Origin of the sequence: Acidithiobacillus sp. 'AMD consortium' (assembly GCF_008926505.1) — a bacterium.
GTDB lineage: Bacteria > Pseudomonadota > Gammaproteobacteria > Acidithiobacillales > Acidithiobacillaceae > Acidithiobacillus > Acidithiobacillus ferridurans.
Map to the genome: position 1 here is coordinate 1,799,326 of NZ_CP044411.1, position 23,947 is coordinate 1,823,272.

Below are 23,947 nucleotides of genomic sequence, written 5' to 3' on the forward strand. Positions count from 1 at the left end.
GCCATCATGCCCAACCCCGCGCTGCGCGTACTGACCGATTTCCGACAGTGGGGCACGACCTTGCCGGTGTGGTCCGGTCGCCTCTGCAAAGAGTACTGGCTCCTTGCCGCCGAAAACATCCATGCGCAAGGGGGTCGCCTGCTGGCCCTCTGGGGCGAGGACCGCCGTACTGAAGAACCTGGTTATCTCGTCCATGCGGCCTTTTTGTCGGAGACGGGCATCGTGCATACGGAGATGATCGTAGACCCGGCCGCGGCGTCCTGCCCGAGCCTGGCCGCCGTTTTTCCGGGCGCGCTGCGCATGGAACGCGCCCTATACGACCTGCTGGGCATTCGCGCGGGGAATGGCGACACTCGTCCCTGGCTGCGGCATGCCGCATGGCCTGCGGATCAGTTTCCCCTACGCACGGATTTTTGCGCTGACAACCTTACTACCGCTGGAGACGGAGACTATGCCTTCGTGTCTGCCGCCAGCCCGGATGCCCACGAGATTCCGGTGGGTCCCATACATGCCGGCATCATCGAGCCGGGGCACTTCCGCTTCCAGGTCCTGGGCGAAGAGATTCTGCACCTGGAGGAGCGCTTCGGCTATACACACAAAGGGGTGGAGCGCCTGCTCCAGGGCCTGGATGTGGATGCGGGCGCACGTCTGGCCGGACGGATCAGCGGTGACAGCACAGTGGCGTATGCGTGGAGTTATGCCCAGGCGGTGGAGCAGATCGCCGCGATGCAGGTCCCGGAACGCGCCCAATGGCTGCGCGTCCTCTGCCTGGAACGGGAGCGCCTGGCCAATCACCTCGGTGACATCGGCGCCATCGGCAACGACGCCGGATTGGCCTTCGCCCTGACCCAGTTCCAGGCGCTCAAGGAGGATCTGCTGCGGGAGAATCAGCGCTATATCGGGCATCGCTACCTTATGGACCGGGTCTTGCCCGGTGGGGTGGGCTTTGACCTTACGGCGGTGGCCGTCGCGGCCCTCCGCAGTGCGGGGCAAGCGCTTGGAACCGCCGTCGGGCGCCTGCAGGAAATCCTTGCCGAACATGGCGGTCTGCGCGACCGTGTGGTGCGGCTGGGCATAATTTCCCCGGAACGGGCGGCGCATCTGGGACTCATGGGGGTCGCCGGCCGCGCCAGCGGTCAACCCTGGGACCAGCGCATACAATTTCCCCAACCCCCTTACGATCAGATCCAGGTACGCATGGCCACCGCCACGGAGGGCGACGTCGCGGCGCGCATGGCGGTGCGCTTTCTCGAGATTTTCGAGTCGCTGCGCCTGCAGGAGGAAATCCTCCGCAATCTGCCCGGCGGGAACGTGTGCCAACCCCCGGATCTCCGGGATGCTGCGGGAGAGGGCGTTGGTTGGGTGGAGGGCTGGCGGGGTGAGGTATTTTTCTGGCTGCGCATGGAGCAGGGACGTATTCGCCGCTGTCATCCCCAGGACCCGTCGTGGACCCTCTGGCCGGCGCTGGAAGAAGCGGTCCTCCGCGATATCGTCGCGGATTTTCCGCTCATCAACAAATCTTTCAACCTGAGTTACAGCGGTCATGATCTGTGAGCACGGCGCCGGGACAGTTCCCGGAAGGAGATGGTGATGTACCGGATATTGCGTGAGCTGCTGCGGCTGGGAAGGGTGGGAGAGACACCACCGCGGACGGAACGGGACCCATCCTCCGCCAGCCCCCTTGTTTTTCGCCACAGCCTCGGCATCCGCCATGTGGATGCGGGCTCCTGTAATGGTTGCGAGCTGGAGCTGAATGCCCTGGGCGGCCCACATTATGGCCTGGAGCAGGCAGGCTTCCACTTTGGCGCCTCACCGCGTCATGCGGATGTGCTGACAGTGACTGGACCAGTGACCCGCCACATGGTCGCGGCTTTGCAGGACTGCCACAATGCCATGCCCGAACCGCGGCGGGTCATCGCCATTGGCGACTGCGCCTGTGGTGGCGGCGCATTCCGGGGCAGTTATGCGGTCATGGGCAGCGCCGCGGAGGTCTTGCCGGTGGATCTGCAGATACCAGGCTGTCCGCCGGATCCGGACGCGCTGCTGCGGGGACTTTTGCAGGTGTCCGGGGAACGAATAAACGGTTGACGGACGGACTCCGGCACCGAGGGTCTGACGCAGTCCGGCAAAAGCGGGGCAAACGATCCATAAGCTGATACTTACCGATCCAATAAGATTCTTCTGGTATATGGGTCGGTTTGACAATGCTATAATGCCCGGGGTTATTTGTTTTGTTGCGTGGAACGCGCTGCTCGCACAGTCCATCGGCCGGATCCGGCAGGAAGTCAACCGCAACATCGGACTTTTCATGATCAATATGCAATATGCACAAGAGGAACAACCATGGATCAATCTAATCGCTATGCCGATCTTTCGCTAAAAGAGGAAGACCTTATCTCTGGCGGCAAACACGTTCTGGTGGCCTACAAAATGAAGCCCAAGGCTGGCCACGGTTATCTCGAGAGTGCCGCCCACTTCGCCGCCGAGTCCTCCACCGGCACCAACGTCGAGGTCTCCACCACCGACGACTTCACCAAGGGTGTCGACGCGCTGGTCTATCACATCGACGAAGCGACCGAAGACATGCGGATCGCCTATCCGCTGGAACTGTTCGACCGCAACGTTACCGACGGCCGCTTCATGCTGGTGTCCTTCCTGACGCTCACCATCGGCAACAACCAGGGCATGGGCGACATCGCCCACGCCAAGATGATCGACTTCTACGTGCCCGAGCGCGTGATCGAGATGTTCGACGGCCCGGCCAAGGGCATCTCCGACCTGTGGCGCATCCTCGGCCGCCCGGTCAAGGACGGCGGCTATATCTCCGGCACCATCATCAAGCCCAAGCTCGGCCTGCGTCCCGAGCCTTTTGCGGCAGCGGCCTACCAGTTCTGGCTGGGCGGCGACTTCATCAAGAACGACGAACCCCAGGGCAACCAGGTGTTCGCCCCGATCAAGAAGACCCTGCCGCTGGTCTACGACTCCCTCAAGCGCGCCCAGGATGAAACCGGCCAGGCCAAGCTGTTCTCCATGAACATCACCGCTGACGACCACTTCGAGATGTGCGCCCGCGCCGATTTTGCGCTGGAAACCTTCGGTCCCGATGCCGACAAGCTGGCCTTCCTGGTCGACGGTTTCGTCGGTGGTCCCGGCATGATCACCACCGCCCGCCGCCAGTACCCCAACCAGTTCCTGCACTATCACCGCGCCGGCCACGGTATGATCACCTCGCCCAGCGCCGAGCGCGGCTACACCGCCTTCGTGCTGGCCAAGATGAGCCGGCTGCAGGGCGCTTCCGGCATCCACGTCGGCACCATGGGCTACGGCAAGATGGAAGGCGAAGGCGACGACAAGGTCATCGCCTACATGATCGAGCGCGACGAGTGCCAGGGCCCGGTCTACTTCCAGAAGTGGTACGGCATCAAGCCCACCACCCCGATCATCTCCGGCGGCATGAACGCACTGCGCCTGCCCGGCTTCTTCGAGAACCTGGGCCACGGCAACGTGATCAACACCGCCGGCGGCGGCTCCTACGGCCACATCGACTCCCCGGCGGCCGGTGCCATCTCCCTGCGCCAGGCCTACGACTGCTGGAAGGCCAAGGCCGACCCGATCGAGTGGGCCAAGGAGCACAAGGAATTCGCCCGCGCCTTCGAGTCCTTCCCGGGCGATGCCGACAAGCTGTTCCCCGGCTGGCGTGAAAAGCTGGGCGTGCATAAGTAATCCTCCGTCTCCGATCAACCAGATAAATGCGCCCCCGAACGGGGGCGCTTTTGTTGAAAACGGCCTCCAACAGCCCGTTTCGAACCGACTCATTCCCTGTTTCGCCGCCTCTGGCGGCAAACCACACACGGAGCGCCGCATGACTGCAACAGATTCCTCCATCCTGAACCAGTACCTGGTAGGCAAGGAACCGTTTTACCAGCCTCAGCACGACGAAGTGGCCCTGTTTGAATCTGCCTACCGCAAGCGGCTGCCGGTGATGGTCAAGGGACCGACCGGTTGCGGCAAGTCCCGCTTCGTCGAATACATGGCCTGGAAGCTCTCCAAGCCGCTGGTCACCGTAGCCTGTAACGAGGACATGACCGCCGCTGATCTGGTCGGCCGCTGGCTGCTCGACAAGAACGGTACCCGCTGGCAGGACGGCCCGCTGACGGTGGCGGCACGCTACGGCGCGATCTGTTATCTGGACGAAATCGTCGAGGCCCGCCAGGACACCACCGTGGTGATCCACCCGCTCACCGACCATCGCCGCACCCTGCCGCTGGACAAGAAGGGCGAACTGATCCGTGCGCATCCCGACTTTCAACTGGTGATTTCCTACAACCCCGGCTATCAGTCGCTGATGAAGGATCTCAAGCAATCCACCAAGCAGCGCTTTACCGGCTTTGAATTTGACTATCCCAACGCCGAACTGGAAGCCGGGATTCTGGTGCGGGAAACCGGTGTGGCGCCGGCCACAGCCACCCAGTTGGTCGCCGTGGCCGCTACCGCCCGGCGTCTCAAGGGCCATGGTCTGGACGAGGGCATCTCCACCCGGCTGCTGGTCTATGCCGCCATGCTGATGGACGATGGGGTGGCACCGCGCGCGGCCTGCCGCATGGCTTTGGTGCAGCCGATCACCGATGATGCCGACATTCGCGCGACGCTGGAGCACGCCATCGACATGACTTTCGCCTGAAGCGCGGCAGTGGCCTCCATGACGGATCATCCGTGCGACGCCTCTCTGCCATCCCGCCTGGCAGCATACCGGAAACAACTCGACTGTCGCTTCCCCCGGGTCGGCGAGGTGTTTCCCGACTGTATCGCCAAGGCCAGTGCCTGCCTCGGCCCGGCGGGAGTGAGCGCCTATGTTGACGCAGCGCGCGTCCTCTGCAAACTCGGGCGGGGTGAAGAACCGGTCCTGATTTTCCTCGAAGAATGGCCGGACATCGGCGCCGCGCTGGGCGACGGTACACTGGAAATGGTCATGCAGATGGTGCAGCACATGCAACGCACCCCCAACGGCAACGCCATCGGCGGATTTCTGCAAACCCTGGCGCCGGTCAGCCGCGCCCTGCAGGGCCGCGAGCAATTGGGGCATTACCTGGACACGCTACGCGACATGATGGAGCGTACCACCGGCTCCATCCACGGTCATCACCAGACCCACCCCAGCCCCGGTCTGCCGGAGCTCCTGCGCCAGGCACCCACCCTGTTGCAGAGCCTGACCGTGGATGGCCTGCGCCATTGGGTCGACTATGGCGTGCGCAATTATCTCCACCACCCCGAACGTCAGAAAGACTTCTTCTCGCTACAGTCGCCGGACAGCCGGGCGGTGCTGCAGCGCGAACGACACGGCACCCTGCTGGCGGACGTCGAACGCAAACTCGACCTGTACCTGCGCGGGCTCTGGGAGGACAGCGAAGTATTGGTCCCCTACTCCACCGCCTTTACCACGCTGCGCACGCCGCAGCCCTACTACGACGCGCTTGGCATGCGGCTGCCGGATGTGCTCGTTGATCTGCCGGGTGTCAGCGCGCTGGACCACTACCGCGCGATCCTGGCGCATATGGTCGGCCACCGGCGCTGGTCGACACCGCAAATAGCCGATAACTGGAGCCCGTTCCAGCGCCTGGCCGTGGAGTTTTTCGAGGACGCCCGCATCGACATCCTGGTCATCCGGACCTATCCCGGCCTGCGCACGCTATTTCTCGCGCTGCACCCCAAACCCGGTGAGGATGCCTGCGATCCGGAGACGACCTCCTGCTTGCGCCATCGTCTGGCGATGCTGTCGCGGGCGCTGCTCGATCCGGAACATGGTTACCGCAATCCCGTGCTCCATGACTTTGTCGGCCGCTTTCACCGGGAACTCGCGGGCGGCAATGCCGATACGGCGACCATGGCCCGGCTGGCGCTGGATTACGTCACCACCACACGCCGCCAGAGCGACCAGTTCGCCAAAGTGCATTTCGCCGATACCGAGATCAGCTACCGCGACGACAACCGCGGCTTATGGCGCTTCATCGAATCCGGCGATGAGGAAGAGGCCTTTGACGCGGCGCAACGCAAGGCGCCCGACCTGGAAACCCAAGGACTGCCGCCGCGCCACTATCCCGAATGGGACTATCAGAGCCAGAGCTACCGGCCAGACTGGGTCAGCCTCTATGAAGGGCTGCACGCCTCGACGGCGGCAGCGGCCATCGATCAACTGCTTCTCAAGCATGCGGCGCTGGCCAAGCACCTCAAACGCCTGCTCGATCTGCTCAAACCGCAGGACAAGGTGCGCATCCGCTACCAGGAAGAAGGCAGCGAACTGGATCTGGACGTCGCCCTGCGTTCCTGGATCGATTTCAAGAGCGGCAGCACCCCTGACCCGCGCATCAACATGAGCCATCGCACGGCCGGGCGCGATATCGCCGTGACCCTGTTGCTGGACTTGTCCGAATCACTGAACGAACCTGTCAAAACCGGCGGCGGTGACGGCCAGACGGTGTTGCAACTATCGCAGGAAGCGGTATCGCTGCTCGCCTGGTCCATCGAACAACTCGGCGATCCGTTGGCTATTGCCGGTTTCAACTCCAACACCCGCCATGAAGTGCGCTATCAGCACATCAAGGGTTTCTCCGAACCTTGGGGAGACACCGTCAAGGGCCGCCTGGCGGCGCTCCAGGCCGGTTATTCGACCCGGATGGGTGCCGCCATGCGCCACGCGGGACACTATCTGGCGGCACGCAAGGCCGACAAGAAACTGATGCTGGTACTCACCGACGGCCGGCCCTCTGACGTCGATGTGCAGGACGAACGTCTCCTGATCGAAGACGCCCGCCAAGCAGTCAATGAGCTGGATCGCGACGGCATCTTCACCTACTGTATCAGCCTCGACGCCCATGCCGACGCCTATGTCGCCGACATCTTCGGCCGTCAGTACACCGTCATCGACCACATTGCCAGACTGCCGGAAAAGCTGCCGGAACTGTTTATCGCCCTGACCCGGTAGGGGCCCTTATGCGGGCAGCAACCGCGCCGCATCCTGGTTCAGCAGAAAATCCCGGAAGGCCTGAGCGGCTGCCGAGAGGCGCTTACCCTGACGATGTACCAGATACCAATGGCGTTCGATAGGCATGCCTTGCACATCCAGCACCGCCAGATGTCCCGCCAGCAACTCTTCCCGCACCGTATGCAGAGAAGCGATGCCCAGCCCCATACCGGCGCGCACCGCATGTTTGATCGCTTCGTGGCTGCTGACTTCGATGCTCGCATGCAGCGCAACACTGGCCTTTTCGAAAAATTGTTCCACCGCGATCCGCGTCCCCGAACCCGACTCCCGCATAATGAAAGGATAAGCCGCCACCGCCTCCAGAGTAATCGCCCTGACCTGAGCCAAGGGATGATCAGGCGCGGCGATGATCACCAGCGGGTTTTCCAGAAAGGCCGTAGCCTCCAGCGACAGCCCCGCTGGTGGCCGCCCCATGATGGCAACGTCCACTTCGTTTTCCGCCAACTGATGCAGCAAGGTCTCCCGATTGGTGACATCCATACTGACCGTCACCTGCGGGTGCAATTTACTGAACGCCGCCAGTAGATAAGGTGCGATATATGCCCCAGTGGTCGCCACGCTGATATGAATATGTCCCCCGGCCAGTCCCTTGAGGTCATTGATCACTTGCACCGCCTCATCCAGCTGCTGGGTGATGGCGGCACTGTAGCGCGCCATTTCCCGCCCCGCTTCAGTGAGATATATCTGGCGCCCCAGTTGTTCAAAGAGCGGCAGTCCAACCTGCTCTTCCATCTGCCGGACCTGCATGGATACGGCGGGCTGGCTGAGATAGAGCGCCTGCGCGGCGCGGGTAAAGCTCTGATACTTCGCCACGGCGGTAAACACCTGTAACTGGCGAAAGGTGAGATGCATGCTCATGGTGTTTTACGTAGAAACTCGGACTTTAACTGTATCGCACCAACACCATCCACCTTACAATCAATGTTATGATCACCATCAACAATACGGACATTTTTTATTTTTGTTCCAACTTTTATTATTGATGACGAACCTTTGATCTTGAGATCTTTCACCACGACCACGGTATCGCCATCATTGATGGCATGGCCATTTGCATCAGAAGCACGAAGAGAGTCGATTTTTTCCAGATGGTTTTCTTTTGGCCATTCTTGTGCGCACTCTGGACATATATAAAGATTGCCATCTTCATAGACGTAATTTGAACCGCATTTTTGACAACTCGGAATACTGCCCATAGATAAGCCTTCCTTAGTGGTTATTGGTAAAAACAGCATCTTGCGGACCAAATATGGGTGCCCCATATACGCAACGACCATCCCGTTCCCAAACAAATCCGCCTCGACAGCAATGACCTGGTCGTCAGATCTCTCGCAGATTCTGGTGATACAGGTACACATCTTCTATCACTATTTAACATATTGGCCACCAATACGCCACCCTTCCGGGGTCTGGCGTAGCATGCCCGTAGAACTCCGCGCTGCATAACTGTCTGGCCTGGCCATCCTGGTTGAATCCGTCAATGAGCAGCACATCGACAAGTTTGGAGTGAACGGCCCCGAGTATTGTGGAGGCTGTTCAGGTTAAGTCATACCGCTTGACCGGCCTGACGTTCGAGTTGCTGATAATATTGTGCCTCAGCTTCTGCCGGAGAGATATAACCCAAAGACTCCAGCAGTTCATTACTAATAGCTATTTACAACTCCTTTCTCACAGGACGGTAGTTTCCTGCCAAATGACCATTTACACAACAATTCTTACAACCCCCGTTCCCGTCCGGCTGGGGAACTGCTAGCATCTACCCAGCAGCGGCCCCACGGCGATTTTTGAAGGCGGGTGCATGAAACTTGGAAGTTCGGGGTTGTTTCTCCAGACCGGCAGGGCACAGCGGATGGGAAAGCCGGGCATGCGCGTTGTTTGGCAAATGGTGTCTTTACTCGCCATATTTTTCGCCATACCGGCTTGGGGATCAGGGGCGGAGCGCGTCGTGCCCATCCTGCTCTACCATCGTTTTGGTCCCGTGGTGAGAGATACCATGACCGTTCGCACAATGGTCTTCGCGGCACAGATGGAATACCTGAGGAGCCATGGCTACCGGATTGTCCCGCTCAAGGAAGTCGTAGCATATATTCGTGGCGTTGGTCCCCCTCCCCCTCCCCATTCCGTGGTGATCACCGCGGATGACGGGCACCAGTCGGTGTACACGGACATGTTTCCCTTGGTGCAGCATTACCATATTCCGGTGACGCTCTTCATCTATCCTTCCGCCATATCCCGGGCGTCTTACGCCCTGACCTGGGATGAGTTGCGGATCATGCGCGACTCCGGGCTCGTGGACATCCAGTCCCACACCTACTGGCATCCGAACTTCAAGACAGAAAAGAAACGTCTTGCCCCTCAGGCATACGAGAAGTTCGTGGCCATGCAATTGGAAAAGTCCAGGGCGAAGCTCGATCAGGAACTGGGGATCAAAGTGGACATGCTTGCCTGGCCCTTCGGGATCTACGATGAAGAGCTCATCAAGAGCGCCGTGGCGGCGGGATATATCGCCGCCTGCACCATGGTAAGGGCGCCTGCCGGGCCATCGGATAATGTGATGGCCCTCCCGCGCTATCTGATCACGGACCAGGATACGGGCAAGACATTGGGAAGACTGTTGACCACGGACTCCAGATAAACGAGGTGAGCTGTGAAGGGTTATAAAAACATAAAAAACATATGCGCTTCGTTAGTTGCAGTCTTGTTGCTCGTCTCGGGGAGCGCTGCCGCCTACAGCGGGATGGTCGTGGACGCCTTGACATGCAAACCGATCCCAGGGGCATTTGTGACCTTGGGAGATACGGTCGTGCGCACCAGCCAGGGTGGACGTTTCCAGATTGGCGGAGAAGGGGCGGTGCTTGGCCTCAGGGCCTACGGCTACAGGCGACGCGAGGTCCCCGTCGGAGATCTCAAGGAGGATGAGACCCTATCCCTCGCGCCTTTCAAACCAAAGGCCCTTTATTTGTCTTCCTACGGAGCGGCCAACACGCGCCTGCGGGAATCCGCGCTTGATATCATCGGCAAAACGGACCTCAACGCCGTAGTGATCGATGTGAAAAGCGACCGGGGAAGGATTGCGTACAAGACCGACGTTCCTCTGGCGACAGAGATCGGCGCCCAAAAAATGATCACCATTAAACATATCAAGCAACTAATGGACGATTTGCACAAAGAAGGCATCTACACCATTGCCAGGATCGTGGTTTTCAAGGACAACGTCCTCGCATTGGCGCGACCGGATCTGGCCGTGAGGACCGCGGGCGGTGCCATCTGGAGGGATCGGGAGGGCCTCGCCTGGACCGATCCTTTCAGCAGGCAGGTATGGGACTACAACATCGACATCGCCATCGAGGCCGCCAGGGACGGCTTCGACGAGATCCAGTTCGACTACGTCCGCTTTCCCGACGCCAAGGGCCTGGTGTTTTCCCGGCCGACTACCCGGGAAAGCCGGGTCTCGGCAATTTCCGGCTTTCTCGCGGAGGCCCGCAGGCGCTTGATCCCATATAATGTCTTTCTTTCTGCGGATATCTTTGGTTACGTGATCTGGAACCGCAATGACACCGGGATCGGCCAAAACCTGGATGAGATGGCGCAGCAGGTCGATTATATCTCTCCCATGCTCTATCCATCGGGCTTTCAGTACGGTATTCCCGGCTACCCCAACCCCGTTCTCCATCCGCACCAAATAGTGTACCTCTCGCTGCGCAAAGCCGAAGAAAGAACGGGTTTGCCTGCAGTGCGCTTCCGCCCCTGGCTGCAGGCATTTCGTGACTACGCCTTTGGCGGGAAACCCTTCGAGGGCGAGGAGATTGCGGCGCAGATCGATGCGGCGCAGACTTTCGGATCAGACGGATGGATGCTGTGGAACCCCCGTAATGTCTATACTACGGCAGGACTCCGGCCGAAGTCGGGGATGGTGACAACCATTCGCGAAGGCCACCTGAACAATCCTGGAGGGATCGGAACGGGAATATGTTCACGCAATACGCCGGTAAAAATGGCGCATCTCGCGCGCTGACCTGGAAAGGCGCCCTATGGGCTCTGGTGTTCTTCGCCTTGCTGTGTACGGGCATATTATCCGCCCAGGCGGATGCTGACCCGGAAAGGCTTCATCGGGCGGACTTGTCGGGAATCGCGCAGATCGTTCAGAAGGAGATCCAGAGCGGCAGAATTCCCGGAGCCGTCATACTCGTGGGCAACGAGGGCCGGATCGTCTACCGCCAGGCCTTCGGATATGCCGCGCTGGAACCCGAAAGGATCCCCATGAGCGTCGGGACACTGTTCGATCTGGCGTCTCTTACCAAGGTCGTCGCAACCACCACCGCCGTGATGCAACTCGTGCAAGAAGGGAAACTGGATCTCGACGCCCCTGCGGCCAGATACTGGCCGGCCTTCGGGGAGAATGGCAAGGAAGTCATTACGGTACGGGAACTGCTCACCCATTACTCGGGGCTGGCCCCAGATCTCAACCCGAGAATCCCATGGCGCGGTTACCGGGGGGCGCTTGGGGCAATCATCGCGGAAAAGCCGGTGGCTGCGCCCGGTAGCCGTTACCTTTACAGCGATATCAATTTCGAGGCCCTCGGCGAGATCGTCCGCAGGGTTTCCGGCGAGCCGCTCGACGTCTACTGCGCCGAGCATATCTTTAGGCCGCTCCACATGCGGGAGACGACCTTCCGCCCACCCGCATGGAAACGATATCGCATTGCGCCCACGGAATATCTGGGTGGCAAGCTGCGCTGGGGCAAGGTGCATGATCCCACGGCCTACCGCATGGGAGGGGTTTCTGGCCATGCCGGGCTGTTTTCCACCGCCGGCGATCTCGCGATTTTTGCGCAGATGCTTCTGAACGGTGGCGCCCTTCATAGCGTTCGGATATTGGAGCGCCGTTCCGTGGGGCGGATGACCATCCCCCAATCCCCGCCCGGAAAGGTGCAGCTGCGCGGGCTGGGCTGGGACCTGGCCGCGCCCTTCGCCCCCAACCGTGACGACCTCCTGCCCGTGGGCGCCTATGATCACACCGGCTTTACCGGGACACTCCTGTGGATCGACCCGGTGTCCAGGACCTGTGTGATCATCCTGACCAACCGCGTCTATCCCTTCGGCAAGGGCAACGCCGGCCCACTCAGGGAAGCGGTGGTCCAACTGGTTTCTTCCCATCTCGGTCCCTTGACCGACGCCGAGGTGGCAGCGAGCCGCCCACGCCTCGGGCGTTATTACGCGACGGTGAACCGGCCAGATGTGGGGCCGAGCCATGTGCAAACCGGCATGGGAGGCCGGAAACGCCACTATGTGCAGAAGTCTTCGGGAAATCGTCCGGTGAGTGGATAGATCGTCCGTTACTGCGTAGGGCGGTCAGCGGCTTCCACCAACCGGATATCGGTTCTCGGAACGGCAAGGATCGGTCATGGGCGGCGGATTCATGTTGATCAGCGGCGCCAGTTCCTGCAACGCCTGCCAGTAGACGCGGCGTTTGAAGGAAATGATTTCATTCACCGGCATCCAGTAATCCACCCAGCGCCAGTCCTCGAACTCCGGCTGCCGGGTGCGCAGATTGATTTCTGCCTCTTCGCCCTCAAAACGAAGTAAAAACCAGATCTGCTTCTGCCCGCGATAGCGACGCCGCGAGACGCGATGGCGGGCGCAGGGCACTTCATAGCGCAACCAGCCCCGCGTCCTTCCGATGATGCAGACCTTGGCGGTCCCTACTTCTTCTTCCAGTTCACGGAACATCGCCTGCTCCGGCGTTTCTGCATAATCGATGCCGCCCTGGGGAAACTGCCAAGCATTTTCACCCAGGCGTTTGGCCCACAATACCTGATTCTGTTCGTTACAAATGATCATGCCCACATTGGGGCGATAGCCGTCTGCGTCTATCATGTTCATCGTCTCTGCCGATGCCTTTTATATTGGCAATATAACACGCTGCAGGGCCAGCGTCAGTCCAATTCCACCTCCGGGGCGCCTTCAGACCATGTGAAGCAGTTCCAGCGGGTAGCGTTGGCCCGCCCGATAGTCCGCCATGCAGCGCTGGACCATGGCGCTACGCATCTCTCCCTCACGCGCCACAATCTCCTCCGGGGTCAGCCACACCGGACCGATGATGCCCGCATCCAGAGCGCGGCTACTGTCCCTGGTGCCGAGCTGTCCGCCGAAGGCGAAGCGCAGATAAGTCAGGTTTTTCGCAGGATATTCCCAGTGATAAATACCAGTCAGATATTCCGGCCGAAAAAAGTGGCCGGTTTCCTCCAGGGTTTCGCGAACGACCGCCTCCAGCAGCGTTTCACCAGGATCCCAGTGGCCGGCAGGCTGATTGAAACAGCGCCGCCCATCTACCACTTCTTCCACCAACAGGAAACGGCCGTTCTCCTCTGCGACGGTGGCTACCGTCACATGGGGTGTCCAGATCATGGAATTTCCTCCCTCATACGCTCCGCCACTGTGAGTTCACGCCACTGACCGGCCGGGAGATCGCCCAGCAAAAAAGGGCCGTAGGCCTCCCGATGCAGTGTCAGCACGAGATTATCCAGAGCCGCGAACATCCGGCGGACTTCATGGTAACGCCCCTCCGTCAGTGTCAGCAGGACCTCGCGCTCTGTCAGGCAGTGCAACGTGGCGGGGCGACAAGGTGTGTCTTCACCGTCCAGCATCAAGGTTCCCGCGGCCAGAATGTCCGCCGCATCCCCTCGCAATGGTTCCTGCAGAGTCACGCGATACACCCGGGGAATGGCACGGCGGGGGCTCGTCCAGTGGTGCAGCCAGTCACCGTCATCGGTGAGCAGCAGGACCCCGCTGGTCTCCCGGTCAAGCCGACCGACACTGCTCAGCGCTGGCCGCCGATAGCGCCAGCGCAGGGGAAAATCCTGATAGATGGCGCGGGGATCATCGTGAGCACAGACCTTCCCCAGAGGTTTATGATAGAGCAGATAGAAAGCATGGGGATGATCAATGGGCTCCTCATCCACCCAAACCTCCGCCGCGTTCACTCTGGCAGAGGCCTTGCGCAGCAGTTCCCCAGCCACGCGCACGCGCCCCTCGCGCAACAGGTCGCGCACTTCGGAGCGGCTGCAATACCCTAGGCGGGACAGTAAATGATCCATACGCTCGGCAGTTTTTTGCATAGGACGCAGTTTAGCCTGTCGGACAGGCTGACGAAAAGTCATTAAACTCCTATGATGTCGGGGTGACGGACAACGGAGCGGACCATGGCAGCTGAATACACCCTTCCCGCGGAGTGGGCTCCGCAGCAATCGGTACAACTCACCTGGCCGCACCCGGATACCGACTGGGGGCCGCGCCTGGAAAGCGTGCTGCCCGTCTTTGCCCGCATTGCCCGTGAAATCAGCCTCCGCGAGGACGTGCTCATTGCCTGCCATGATCCGACCAGCATCGAGGTCTGCAGGCAATATCTGCATCAGGCCGGTGCCAACCTATTCCGCTGCCACCTGCACATCGTCCCCAGCAATGACTCCTGGGCGCGCGACCACGGTCCCATTACCCTGAAAAATGCTGCTGGACAGCATAAACTGATGGATTTTGCCTTTAACGCCTGGGGCCTGAAATTTCGCGCTGATTTAGATAATCAGATCACCCGTCACCTGCATGCTCAGGGTGCCTTTGGTGCAGCAGCGCTGGAAATTTCCGGCATGGTGCTGGAAGGTGGCAGCATTGAAAGCGACGGCCAGGGCACCTTGCTGACCACGAGTGCGTGCCTGCTTTCGCCCAACCGCAATCCGCAATGGTCCGCGGCGCAGATCGCAGACGCCCTGTGCGCCCAACTCGGTGTGGAACGCGTCCTCTGGCTGCATAGCGGCCATCTGGAAGGAGATGACACGGATGCCCACATCGACACCCTTGCCCGTTTCTGCAACCCCCATACCATCGCCTATCAGAGTTGCGATGACCCTGACGACAGTCATTTCGCCCCGCTCCAGCAAATGGCGGCGGAACTCAGAGCCTTCCGCAACCGGGATGGCGCACCGTATCACCTGATTCCTCTGCCTTGGGCACAGGCGCAAAGGGACGGTGATGGCGCCCGTCTGCCCCTCAGCTATGCCAACTTTCTCATTCTCAACTCTGCCCTGCTCCTGCCGACTTACGATGATCCCGCCGACACGGTGGCACAGAATCGCCTGCAACACGCCTTCCCCGATCGGGAAGTAATCGCCATTCCCTGCATCGAACTGGCTCGCCAGCATGGCAGCCTGCACTGCGTAACCATGCAGCTACCGCGCTGAGAATGGAACATTGAGGGCACCCCAGAACTACATTATATGATTATATACCGTTATAGAACATTACAATAAATAAATTGATTTTTATCAATTCCCACCCGGCACCAAGGCGCGTAGCATATCACCATATAATGACATTCTAAACTCATTATATTATTAAAAACATAGCGCTTATTGTGCACAGGAGGCCTTCAAATGGCTTGGCAGTTTCCAAAAATGACCCGCCGTACCTTTCTTAAAAGCACCAGCGTCAGTGCCGTGGGCGCGACGCTCTACCATCCCGACTGGATCAAACTGGCTGGCCCCACGCATCCCGACGCTGCCGACCACTTTGCCCACTCCATTTGCAACTACTGCTCTTCCTTTTGCTCGCTGCGTATTACCGTCGCGGAGAAAAAAGGCAAGCAGCGCATCATGAAGCTGGGCGGCAACCCCAACTCCACCCTCAACGGCGACAAGATCTGCGCCCGCGGCCAATCGGGCTTACGTCAGGTCTACAGCGCCAACCGCATCAAGACGCCCCTCATCCGCGTGGCGGGCAGCAAGCGCAGCGAGATGAAATTCCGCGCCGCCACCTGGGAAGAAGCCTGGGACTACATCGCGCAGAAGAGCAAGGGGATCAAGCCGTGGGAATGGACCATCTATGGCGGCTGGAGCACCTGCTCCTTCTATATTCCCAACACCTTCTGCTTCACTGCCGCCAATCAGATCCCCAATCTCATCACCTCGCCCACGCAAAATTGCGTTTTCAACGGCCATTTCGGCACCAACTCCATGACCGGCAACTATGTCGTTCACGGCGAGAACATTGAGGATTACGAAAACAGCGACTACATCCTCTCTATCATCGGCAACGGCAGCATCGGCGGCGTCTCGACCTGCCGAGCCGTGCGTTTCGCCGCCGGCATAGAGAAAGGGGCCAAGGTGGTAGTTCTCGACCCGCGCGCCTCGGAAACGGCGGCCAAGGCCGACGAGTGGTATGCCATCAAGCCCGGCACCGACCTGGATTTCACCCTCGCCATGCTACGGGAGATGATGAATAACGGCTGGTACGATGAGGAGTTTCTCATCAGCCACAGCAACATGCCCTTCCTGGTGCGCAAAAATGCCCACAACGTCTGGGAACTCTATCTTTCGGCGCAAAAAGAACCCGCCGTCATCGACGCCAAGAGCGGTCAGGTGGTCTTTCTCCCCGCCTTCAGCAACCACAATCTGCAAGGCAGCAACGGCAACAGCGTGACCCCCTTGCTTCGCGCACCCCAAGGCTTTACTCACAATGGCGAGGCCATGCTGACGGTCTTTGATGCTCAGCATCAGGAGATTCAATCCTATACACCCGAATGGGCTGCTGCCAATACCGGCATCAACGCCGCCGACATCCGCAAGATCGTTCGCGATTTTCATCAGGCCAAGTCGCCCATCCTCATCCCCGGATGGTCCGGGGCCCGCTACGGCAACATCCAGATGCTGCGCAGGGTCCAGGCCATGATCCAGGGCCTCAAGGGCGGGTTCGACGTGCCCGGCGGCTGGATCTTCGGCGGGGACTACCGCGAGCAGGTGCGGCACATGTGGGAGGTGAAGAATGATCCCAAGGCGCCGCCCATGGCCAGCTTGGCGGGCATGCCCTTCGTTTACTGGAGCGCCAAGGCGGCAGCCGATCCCAACACCTATCCCCACGGCTATCCGGCCTGGGCGGCGGTGCATCGCGATCAGACTCCCAAGGATTCTCCCGACTGGGCGGCGTTTCCCTTCACCACAGAGGTAGGGTTGGATTCCGCCGTAAAAGGCAAACTGACCTGGAAAGGCGCGCCCTATCTCTGCAAAGCCATCCTCTTCAACGGCACCAACCCCCTGCGCGATGCGCCCGAGAGCTTCTGGGAAGAGGTCCTGAACCATCCCAACATGGACTTGGTCGTCGTCATGGACGTAATGCCCTCGGATACCCTGGCCTATGCCGACGTGGTCCTGCCCGAACTCACCTACCTGGAGCGCGATGAACCGGCCATCTACGGCAACGGCACCAATCCCGACAACATGCTCATCACCCGTTATCAGGCCGTTCCGCCCCTCTACGACAACGTCATTCTGCCCGATGCCTTGCTGAAGCTGACGGAGATCATCAGCGGCAGCAGCGAACCCTATTATCGGGCACTGGAGCAGCTCGCTGGCGTGCCCGCCGCCCGCCTCAAGGCCCTGACTGCCGAGAATCGCGCCAAGGGCATCAAAAATCCCTTCAACATGGCCAGCCGCCAGGTGGATTTTGAAATGAAGGCCAAAGGACTCGGCATCACGCCGCAAAAGCTCGATGCGGTGTTGCGCGAGAAGGGGGTCTATCCCGTCGCCAAGGCCGAGGAACTCATCGCCAACTACGGCATGCCGCGCAAGATGGCCCTGCCCACCCCCAGCGGGCGAGCCGAGTTCTACAGCAACCTCTATGGGCAATTGCGGGAGCAGTTTGGCCTCTGGGATAACCCTTATTTTTCGGTACTGGCCACCCACATTCCCGCCGATTGTCGACCGGGCAGCAAGGCACCCATGGCCGATGACGAGTTCTATTTTACCTTCGGCATGGTGCCCGTGGTTTCCCATTGTTCGCCGAACAACGATTTCCAACCTCTGGTGAGTATCAGCAAGTTCCGTGGCGACATTTATACGGGTCTATGGGTGCACAGCCAGCGTGCCGGCAAACTCGGGCTCAAGGAAGGCGACAAGGTATGGGTGACCAACCAACTCACGCAGCAGAAGGCCGAGGCATCGGTTCATGTCACCCGCCTCGTCCGAGAAGATACCGTCTTTCTCTACAGTGGCTATGGCGACCAGAATCCGGCCCTCACCCATGGTTACCGCATGGGCACGGCCCTGAACAAAATCACGCCCGACTTCATCGAACCGGTGAGCGGCGGTTTCCGCTCCCAGGAATTCACCGTGCGCCTCGAACGCGCCTGAGGAATCTGTCATGACCAAATATGCGATGCTCATCAATCTGGATACCTGCGTCGGCTGCAATGCCTGTATGGCCGCTTGCGCCATGGAAAACCAGACGCCCGTGTGGAATCCGGAAAAATACCGCACCTATGTGTACGACGAAGAAATTGAAATCGGGGATAAGTTCCTCCGCCAGTTTTTTCCCAAGCTCTGTAACCATTGCGACAACCCGCCCTGTGTGAGCGTGTGCCCGACTGGCGCCACCTGGAAGGAGGCCAACGGCATCGTCCGCGTCAACCCCGACATCTGCATGGGTTGCCAGGCCTGTGCCATGGCCTGCCCCTACGATGCCCGCTACCCTGCCGACAGTAACGATATCGACAAGGGACTGGGCTATTACGGCAAGGACTTTCTCAAACGTACCGTGCCCAGCATCGATAAATGCGACTTCTGCTACGACCGCCTGCAGCAAGGTCTGGATCCCGCCTGCGTGGAAACCTGCGTCGCCCACTCCCGTATTTTCGGTGACCTGGACAACCCCAACGACCTCATCACCAAGGTGGTCGCGACCGGCAAGGCTCAGGGTCTGCTCACCGAACTGGGCACCGGCCCCAATATTTACTACATCCACAAGCTTCCGGAGGATCTCGTATGAACTCGGTCCATTTTGCCACCAGTCTCATCGTTCAGGACCGCTGGGCGACGCTGGTCGCGGCTTATCTTTTCCTCGGTGGTCTAGGTGCAGCCCTCATTGCCCTGAGTCTCTTCAGTCATCTCTATTTCCGGGCCAACCGGGCCGTCACCCTCTGGGGTACCCTGGCGGGAGAGGCTTTTCTGGGTGTTGGCTCCGCCCTGCTGCTGATCGATCTGCTTCACCCCCTCAATGTCTGGGAAATCCTGATGCCCTGGAATCCCTTCTTCCTGCCCTGGTCCTGGATCGCCTGGGGTACCCAGTTCATCGTCTGGGCGATGGTTTTCGGCCTGCTCTACATCTGGCCGCTGATGATCGATGAACCATGGTTCCGCCGCCTGCCGCTGGTGGGACGCTGGCTGAATTTCTGGTTCGAACTGCCGCTGATCAAACTGGTGGGCGTCTGGGCGCAGAAACTGCGCACCCCCATTGCCTGGGTGGCCATCCTCTGCGGAGTAGGCACCGCCGTGTATACAGGGTTGCTGCTACGCTCCTTCCCGGCGGCAACCCTCTGGGCCAACGACCTGGTGCCGCCTTTGTTCACGGTTTCCGCTTTCTCTACGGCGCTCGCCTTTCAATTGCTGGTACTGTACGGCGTACTGCATCAGCATGACACCCTGGCCCGCTGGTATGAGCGTCTGGACATGCTCCTCATCGCCGTTGAAATCGTGCTGATTTTCAGCATCATGCTGGTCATTTTGCCGGGCAATCTCAGCGGTCAGGCCACACTGCACATCCTCCTGCACAGTTGGGGCTGGATGATAGGCTTCCTGATGATCGGTCTGATTCTGCCCTTCCTGCTGGAGATCAAAGGCACGTTCAATGGTTGGAAGGGCAGCGCTCCGGTGATCCTCACCGCCTGTATGGTGCTGCTGGGCGGCTTCCTGCTCCGCCATTACTTTCTCGCCAGCGGGGTGTACGTCTTCCCTTGGGCCAATGCCGGCCACGACGGCGTACTTGGTGCGGGTATCTATCATGTCCTCACCAGCCACTGAAGCGGGTGTGTGTGCGGAGGTCTGGCGCTTTATCGCCATGGCCCTGGCCGAGCCCGCTGCCGACTCTGCGGAGTTGATCAGCGAACAACCCTATCAGCCGGAGTGGTTGACCTCGGCCTTGGGGGAATTGGCCACAGTGGCCCTGGATGTCTGGCAGGGCGAGCATACGCGGCTGTTCACCTTTCCTGCCGTCTGTCCACCCTTCGCCTCCACCTTCCTGGAGGACGGCGTGCTGGACGGTCACCGCGCCGGCGAACTGGAGCGTTTTTATGGACAGTATGATCTCGCTATTCAGGGGTTGCCTGCAGATTACCTGGGTACCATGGCGGAGTTCATCGGCTTTTTTCTGGAAAAGGACGACACGTCCGCGGCGGCCGATTTTTATCGGGAATACCTGGCGGACTGGCTGGATCGTTTCTGCGACTGCCTGGAAAGGCATGCCGAGTTCATGTTTTATCGGGAGCTGGCGGGCGAAATCCGCCGTCAGGCTAGAGGATTGCGCCCATGAACTGGCAACTCATGGCGGATCGCGACGATCTGACCCAGACCCTGGAGGGGGTGTTTGCCGACTGGCATCAACGGTGCTTTGCAAACAGTCCCAACGTCCATCCGGGACTCTCCGTCGAGATACGGGATTTGCAAAAAGTGCAGGACTGGTATCTGGCCTATCTTCTGACGCCCATCGCCCTCTATCGCCTGGCGATGCCCCTCAAAGTCCCCGACATTCCCCTGCCCGAAGGCTGGTCTGCTGCCGCACGGGTGAATCAGCCCTGTACCGGCCTTGGTCCCGCCCTGAGTCTGAAGATTCCGGGCGTGCTCGGGCAGGGCCACCTCCAATACCTGCCGGAGATCGGGCATTTTCTCTGGCAACCGCTGGTCCAGAACCTGCGCCGCTATCCCGACGCCGCCGCCGTGTTTGCGGCCTGGGAGGGCGTAATCGACCACCGCCGCAAAACTCGCGCCAGCATGCAGGAACAACAGCAGTGTGATCGCCGCGATTTTCTGCGGCGGCTGATGCCGGCGCCCAGGGAGCCATAAGCAATCGCTGTGAACCGCTGACCGATACGAAGGTCGCTTGCAACCGCCGCCCAGCGCCCGGAACTTGCTGCCGGGCGCGGTCGATATGCCTTCACCTGCGGTCCCAACTTGACAGAATCGCGAGGCTCCGCCATGGTGGCCTGAAATTGCGAGGGCACCTATGCTGCATTTTCCGGATATCAACACCGTCGGCTTCCAGCTCGGCCCCATCACCATCCACTGGTATGGCCTGCTGGAGATCATCAGTTTTGTTATCGCCACCGTCTGGCTCATCCGGCGCGGCCGCATGGCGCACTGGAACTGGCGCAAAGAGCAGGTCGTCGACCTGGAATTCTATGTGGCCGTCGGCGCCATTCTGGGCGGACGGGTGGGTTACGTGCTCTGGTACAACCTTCCCTATTATCTGGCCAACCCTATAAAAATGCTGGCCATATGGGATGGCGGCATGTCTTTCCACGGCGGCCTGCTGGGTGTCGTCATCGCCTGCTGGGTATTTGCGCGACTCCATGAGCAACATGCCTTTCTGCCCACTCTGGATTTTATCGCGCCGGCCGTGCCCATTGGGTTGGGTCTGGGACGTCTTGCCAACTTTATCAACGATCAGCTTTTTGGCCGCGTCAGTCACCTGCCCTGGGCCATGGTCTTCCCCTCCGGTGGTCCGCAACCCCGGCAGCCCTCGCAACTTTACGAGTTTCTGCTGGAGGGCGTTCTACTCCTTGTGATTCTCGCCATTTACAGTCGCAAAGCCCGTCCTGCCGGCGCAGTGGGCGGGATGTTCGTTTTCCTGTACGGCGTCTTCCGGTTTGCCGCGGAATATGCGCGGCAGCCGGATATCCAACTGGGCTTTGTCTTCGGTCCTTATACCATGGGTCAGGTGCTGTCCGTACCCATGATCATTCTTGGCCCGGTGGTGATCTGGTGGGCCTATAAGGGCGGTTTTTCCGAATCCCCTGAAAGCATACCGGCAGTCGGTAAATAGCGGCTGCAAACCCCCACCCATATGACACCTATGGCTGATCTCAATCCGCCACAGCAGGAAGCCGTAACACACATCCACGGTCCCCTGCTGGTGCTGGCCGGGGCCGGGTCGGGCAAGACCCGGGTCATCACCCGGAAAATCGTCCATCTCATCCGGGAGCAACAGGTCGCACCCAGGCATATCTGCGCGGTGACTTTTACCAACAAGGCCGCCCGTGAAATGAAGAGCCGCGTCGGGGAGGCCTTGCAGGGCCATAACAGCCGCGGCCTGATGGTCTCCACCTTTCATCATCTCGGCCTGCAGATCCTGCGTAAAGACATCGAGCGCCTGGGTTATCGCGGCAACTTCAGCGTCATTGACCCCGGCGATAGCCTGGGGATGGTGCGTAATCTGCTCCGCGAGGCCAATGGCCCCAGCGACCTCGCCGAAGCCATCCAGTCCCGCATCTCCCGCTTCAAGAATGACGGCGTCTTTCCCGAGGAGGCACGTGCCGATGACCGTCTCGGCCAGGAGGCTGCTCAAATCTATACGACCTATCAGCGTTCCCTCAGCGCCTGCAACGCCGTGGATCTGGATGACCTCATCCTCTTGCCCACCCGTCTGCTACAGGACGATGCGGAGGCCCGTTATGCCTGGCAGGACCGTATCCGCTACCTGCTGGTGGATGAATATCAGGACAGCAACGGCGCACAGTACCGGCTGATAAAAAGCCTGCTGGGCACCCGCCACAACCTGACCGCAGTGGGAGACGACGACCAGAGCATCTACTCCTGGCGGGGTGCGGCTGCCGGCAACCTGGATCGGCTGGCGCAAGATTTCCCCAACCTCAAGGTGGTCAAACTGGAGCAGAACTATCGTTCCACCGGCCGCATTCTCCAGGCCGCCAATACGGTCATCGCGCAAAATCCACACTTCTTTGAAAAACGCCTGTGGAGCACCCTGGGCGATGGCCACAGCATCCGCGCCCTGCGCTGCGCCAACGAGACGGACGAGGCGGAGCAAGTGGTCAATGCCATTCTCCGCGACCGCTTTCAGCGGCAGGGTGAATACCGCGATTACGCCATACTGTACCGCAGCAACCATCAGGCCCGTCCCTTCGAAGCGGCCCTGCGCAATGCCCGGATTCCATACCAGATATCCGGCGGGCTCTCTTTCTTTGAACGCAGTGAAATCAAGGATTTTCTGTCCTATCTGCGGCTACTGGTCAATCCTGACGATGATCCCGCCTTTCTGCGGGCGGTCAACACGCCACGCCGGAGCATCGGCAGCAGCACCCTGGAACGCCTGGGTGCCTTCGCCAAGGAGCGTAATCTCTCGCTCTTCGCCGCACTTTGGGACGATGCGCTGGACGTTCCCGACAAGGCGCGCATCGCCCTGCGCGGCTTCGCCGGCTGGGTGAATCTCAAAACGGACGAAATCGGCAAGACCGAACTCATCCCCGCCCTACGGGGTCTGCCGGAAGAAATCGGCTACCTGCAATATCTGCAGAATGAGGGAGATGAAAAAGACGCCGCGCGCCGCTGGGAGAATATTCAGGAGCTTTTGAACTGGATGCAACGCCTGCAGGAACAGGATGAAGGCCCGCAAACCCTTGCGGAGATCCTCAACCGCCTGATGCTCTTCCATGTGCTGGAGCGTGAGGAGGATGACGATCGCGATGTGTTGCGCCTGTCCACCCTGCACGCGGCCAAGGGCCTGGAGTTCCCGCAGGTATTTCTGGTTGGCGCAGAGGAGGAACTGCTGCCCCACCGCAACAGCGAAACCCCGGAGCAGATTCAGGAAGAACGCCGCCTCTTTTACGTGGGCATGACCCGCGCCCGCTTCCGCCTGACCCTCAGCCTTTGCCGTAAACGTCGCCGCTACGGCCAGGATGTCCATCCGGAACCCTCCCGCTTCCTCCAGGAAATCCCCAAAGAGCATCTGGACTGGCAGGGCGACCAGAACCCAGAAGAAGAAATGGACCCCACCGCCGCTTTCGCCCGTCTGCGGGAGATGCTCGGCAAGACCTGACCAGCGGGTTCGCCGCACATAAAAGCAAAGAGGCGATCC

At 60.1% G+C, this 23,947-nt stretch carries 21 protein-coding genes; 16 read left to right on the forward strand and 5 right to left on the reverse strand.

All coding sequences use genetic code 11. The features are described from left to right. The first annotated feature begins 6 nt into the window (after positions 1-6). From F6A13_RS09285 to F6A13_RS09305, 5 genes are all read left to right on the forward strand, one after another. Entirely contained in the window at positions 7-1,554 is a 1,548-nt protein-coding gene (locus F6A13_RS09285) for an NADH-quinone oxidoreductase subunit C (RefSeq protein WP_126604232.1), read from the forward strand. A 36-nt stretch (positions 1,555-1,590) separates the two neighbouring features. Continuing rightward, positions 1,591-2,088, forward strand: coding sequence for an NADH-quinone oxidoreductase subunit B family protein (locus tag F6A13_RS09290; protein ID WP_113525406.1), 498 nt, complete (start codon positions 1,591-1,593; stop codon positions 2,086-2,088). Positions 2,089-2,343: 255 nt separating this feature from the next. Beyond that, complete coding sequence (locus tag F6A13_RS09295; RefSeq protein WP_113525405.1) at positions 2,344-3,723, forward strand: ribulose-bisphosphate carboxylase; 1,380 nt, start codon at positions 2,344-2,346, stop codon at positions 3,721-3,723. 139 nt (positions 3,724-3,862) lie between these two features. Continuing rightward, a complete protein-coding gene (locus F6A13_RS09300) occupies positions 3,863-4,681 on the forward strand; it encodes a CbbQ/NirQ/NorQ/GpvN family protein (protein ID WP_126604233.1) in 819 nt (272 codons plus the stop codon). Between the two features lie 18 nt (positions 4,682-4,699). After that, complete coding sequence (locus F6A13_RS09305) at positions 4,700-6,979, forward strand: nitric oxide reductase activation protein NorD (RefSeq protein WP_126604234.1); 2,280 nt, start codon at positions 4,700-4,702, stop codon at positions 6,977-6,979. A 6-nt stretch (positions 6,980-6,985) separates the two neighbouring features. Here F6A13_RS09305 and F6A13_RS09310 read toward each other — a convergent pair whose 3' ends face one another. Beyond that, positions 6,986-7,897, reverse strand: coding sequence for a LysR family transcriptional regulator (locus tag F6A13_RS09310; protein ID WP_172959314.1), 912 nt, complete (start codon positions 7,895-7,897; stop codon positions 6,986-6,988). Then, positions 7,894-8,235 (reverse strand): zinc ribbon domain-containing protein YjdM, encoded by a 342-nt coding sequence (locus F6A13_RS09315; protein ID WP_126604235.1) that lies wholly within the window; start codon positions 8,233-8,235, stop codon positions 7,894-7,896. The genes F6A13_RS09310 and F6A13_RS09315 overlap by 4 nt, the downstream gene beginning before the upstream one ends. A 602-nt stretch (positions 8,236-8,837) precedes the next feature. Here F6A13_RS09315 and F6A13_RS09325 point away from each other — a divergent pair. The 3 genes from F6A13_RS09325 to F6A13_RS09335 all read left to right on the forward strand — a co-directional run bounded on the left by F6A13_RS09325 (position 8,838) and on the right by F6A13_RS09335 (position 12,367). Beyond that, the gene (locus F6A13_RS09325) at positions 8,838-9,674 is read left to right on the forward strand and encodes a polysaccharide deacetylase family protein (protein ID WP_126604236.1); all 837 of its coding nucleotides are present in this window, start codon (positions 8,838-8,840) and stop codon (positions 9,672-9,674) included. 147 nt (positions 9,675-9,821) lie between these two features. Further along, positions 9,822-11,054: a putative glycoside hydrolase gene (locus F6A13_RS09330; RefSeq protein ID WP_225981783.1), complete on the forward strand. Its 1,233-nt coding sequence runs from the start codon at positions 9,822-9,824 to the stop codon at positions 11,052-11,054. After that, entirely contained in the window at positions 11,009-12,367 is a 1,359-nt protein-coding gene (locus F6A13_RS09335) for a serine hydrolase domain-containing protein (RefSeq protein WP_225981784.1), read from the forward strand. Before F6A13_RS09330 ends, F6A13_RS09335 begins: the two co-directional genes overlap by 46 nt. Before the next feature lie 24 nt (positions 12,368-12,391). Here the strand turns inward: F6A13_RS09335 and F6A13_RS09340 are convergent, their stop codons facing one another. The 3 genes from F6A13_RS09340 to F6A13_RS09350 form a co-directional block, all read right to left on the reverse strand. Next, entirely contained in the window at positions 12,392-12,916 is a 525-nt protein-coding gene (locus tag F6A13_RS09340) for an RNA pyrophosphohydrolase (RefSeq protein WP_126605658.1), read from the reverse strand. Positions 12,917-13,003: 87 nt separating this feature from the next. Continuing rightward, positions 13,004-13,447, reverse strand: a complete 444-nt coding sequence (locus F6A13_RS09345) for an NUDIX hydrolase (protein WP_126604238.1) — start codon at positions 13,445-13,447, stop codon at positions 13,004-13,006. Further along, a complete protein-coding gene (locus F6A13_RS09350) occupies positions 13,444-14,157 on the reverse strand; it encodes a pseudouridine synthase (protein ID WP_126604239.1) in 714 nt (237 codons plus the stop codon). Before F6A13_RS09350 ends, F6A13_RS09345 begins: the two co-directional genes overlap by 4 nt. Positions 14,158-14,241: 84 nt before the next feature. On the opposite strand from F6A13_RS09350, the gene F6A13_RS09355 reads away from it, so the two are divergent. From F6A13_RS09355 to F6A13_RS09390, 8 genes are all read left to right on the forward strand, one after another. Continuing rightward, positions 14,242-15,273, forward strand: a complete 1,032-nt coding sequence (locus F6A13_RS09355; protein WP_126604240.1) for an agmatine/peptidylarginine deiminase — start codon at positions 14,242-14,244, stop codon at positions 15,271-15,273. A 192-nt stretch (positions 15,274-15,465) separates the two neighbouring features. Further along, complete coding sequence (locus tag F6A13_RS09360; RefSeq protein ID WP_126604241.1) at positions 15,466-18,216, forward strand: molybdopterin-dependent oxidoreductase; 2,751 nt, start codon at positions 15,466-15,468, stop codon at positions 18,214-18,216. Positions 18,217-18,226: 10 nt separating this feature from the next. Then, positions 18,227-18,850, forward strand: a complete 624-nt coding sequence (locus tag F6A13_RS09365) for a 4Fe-4S dicluster domain-containing protein (RefSeq protein WP_113525395.1) — start codon at positions 18,227-18,229, stop codon at positions 18,848-18,850. After that, entirely contained in the window at positions 18,847-19,881 is a 1,035-nt protein-coding gene (nrfD, locus tag F6A13_RS09370) for an NrfD/PsrC family molybdoenzyme membrane anchor subunit (RefSeq protein ID WP_113525394.1), read from the forward strand. Before F6A13_RS09365 ends, nrfD begins: the two co-directional genes overlap by 4 nt. Further along, on the forward strand, positions 19,862-20,389 hold the full coding sequence (locus F6A13_RS09375; protein ID WP_225981785.1) for a molecular chaperone: 528 nt from the start codon (positions 19,862-19,864) through the stop codon (positions 20,387-20,389). Before nrfD ends, F6A13_RS09375 begins: the two co-directional genes overlap by 20 nt. Continuing rightward, positions 20,386-20,919, forward strand: coding sequence for a [NiFe]-hydrogenase assembly chaperone HybE (gene hybE, locus F6A13_RS09380; RefSeq protein ID WP_113525392.1), 534 nt, complete (start codon positions 20,386-20,388; stop codon positions 20,917-20,919). The genes F6A13_RS09375 and hybE overlap by 4 nt, the downstream gene beginning before the upstream one ends. A 160-nt stretch (positions 20,920-21,079) precedes the next feature. Continuing rightward, on the forward strand, positions 21,080-21,898 hold the full coding sequence (gene lgt / locus F6A13_RS09385; RefSeq protein WP_113525391.1) for a prolipoprotein diacylglyceryl transferase: 819 nt from the start codon (positions 21,080-21,082) through the stop codon (positions 21,896-21,898). Between the two features lie 30 nt (positions 21,899-21,928). Continuing rightward, positions 21,929-23,908: a UvrD-helicase domain-containing protein gene (locus F6A13_RS09390; protein WP_225981786.1), complete on the forward strand. Its 1,980-nt coding sequence runs from the start codon at positions 21,929-21,931 to the stop codon at positions 23,906-23,908. The last annotated feature ends 39 nt before the right edge of the window (positions 23,909-23,947 follow it).

What these genes read in the sequence shown, in the direction of transcription:
- F6A13_RS09285 (WP_126604232.1), top strand. Translation starts at nt 7, where the DNA reads ATGCCCAACCCCGCGCTGCGCGTACTGACCGATTTCCGACAGTGGGGC.
- F6A13_RS09290 (WP_113525406.1), top strand. Translation starts at nt 1,591, where the DNA reads ATGTACCGGATATTGCGTGAGCTGCTGCGGCTGGGAAGGGTGGGAGAG.
- F6A13_RS09295 (WP_113525405.1), top strand. Translation starts at nt 2,344, where the DNA reads ATGGATCAATCTAATCGCTATGCCGATCTTTCGCTAAAAGAGGAAGAC.
- F6A13_RS09300 (WP_126604233.1), top strand. Translation starts at nt 3,863, where the DNA reads ATGACTGCAACAGATTCCTCCATCCTGAACCAGTACCTGGTAGGCAAG.
- F6A13_RS09305 (WP_126604234.1), top strand. Translation starts at nt 4,700, where the DNA reads ATGACGGATCATCCGTGCGACGCCTCTCTGCCATCCCGCCTGGCAGCA.
- F6A13_RS09310 (WP_172959314.1), bottom strand. Translation starts at nt 7,897, where the DNA reads ATGAGCATGCATCTCACCTTTCGCCAGTTACAGGTGTTTACCGCCGTG.
- F6A13_RS09315 (WP_126604235.1), bottom strand. Translation starts at nt 8,235, where the DNA reads ATGGGCAGTATTCCGAGTTGTCAAAAATGCGGTTCAAATTACGTCTAT.
- F6A13_RS09325 (WP_126604236.1), top strand. Translation starts at nt 8,838, where the DNA reads ATGAAACTTGGAAGTTCGGGGTTGTTTCTCCAGACCGGCAGGGCACAG.
- F6A13_RS09335 (WP_225981784.1), top strand. Translation starts at nt 11,009, where the DNA reads ATGTTCACGCAATACGCCGGTAAAAATGGCGCATCTCGCGCGCTGACC.
- F6A13_RS09340 (WP_126605658.1), bottom strand. Translation starts at nt 12,916, where the DNA reads ATGATAGACGCAGACGGCTATCGCCCCAATGTGGGCATGATCATTTGT.
- F6A13_RS09345 (WP_126604238.1), bottom strand. Translation starts at nt 13,447, where the DNA reads ATGATCTGGACACCCCATGTGACGGTAGCCACCGTCGCAGAGGAGAAC.
- F6A13_RS09350 (WP_126604239.1), bottom strand. Translation starts at nt 14,157, where the DNA reads ATGCAAAAAACTGCCGAGCGTATGGATCATTTACTGTCCCGCCTAGGG.
- F6A13_RS09355 (WP_126604240.1), top strand. Translation starts at nt 14,242, where the DNA reads ATGGCAGCTGAATACACCCTTCCCGCGGAGTGGGCTCCGCAGCAATCG.
- F6A13_RS09360 (WP_126604241.1), top strand. Translation starts at nt 15,466, where the DNA reads ATGGCTTGGCAGTTTCCAAAAATGACCCGCCGTACCTTTCTTAAAAGC.
- F6A13_RS09365 (WP_113525395.1), top strand. Translation starts at nt 18,227, where the DNA reads ATGACCAAATATGCGATGCTCATCAATCTGGATACCTGCGTCGGCTGC.
- nrfD (WP_113525394.1), top strand. Translation starts at nt 18,847, where the DNA reads ATGAACTCGGTCCATTTTGCCACCAGTCTCATCGTTCAGGACCGCTGG.
- F6A13_RS09375 (WP_225981785.1), top strand. Translation starts at nt 19,862, where the DNA reads ATGTCCTCACCAGCCACTGAAGCGGGTGTGTGTGCGGAGGTCTGGCGC.
- hybE (WP_113525392.1), top strand. Translation starts at nt 20,386, where the DNA reads ATGAACTGGCAACTCATGGCGGATCGCGACGATCTGACCCAGACCCTG.
- lgt (WP_113525391.1), top strand. Translation starts at nt 21,080, where the DNA reads ATGCTGCATTTTCCGGATATCAACACCGTCGGCTTCCAGCTCGGCCCC.
- F6A13_RS09390 (WP_225981786.1), top strand. Translation starts at nt 21,929, where the DNA reads ATGGCTGATCTCAATCCGCCACAGCAGGAAGCCGTAACACACATCCAC.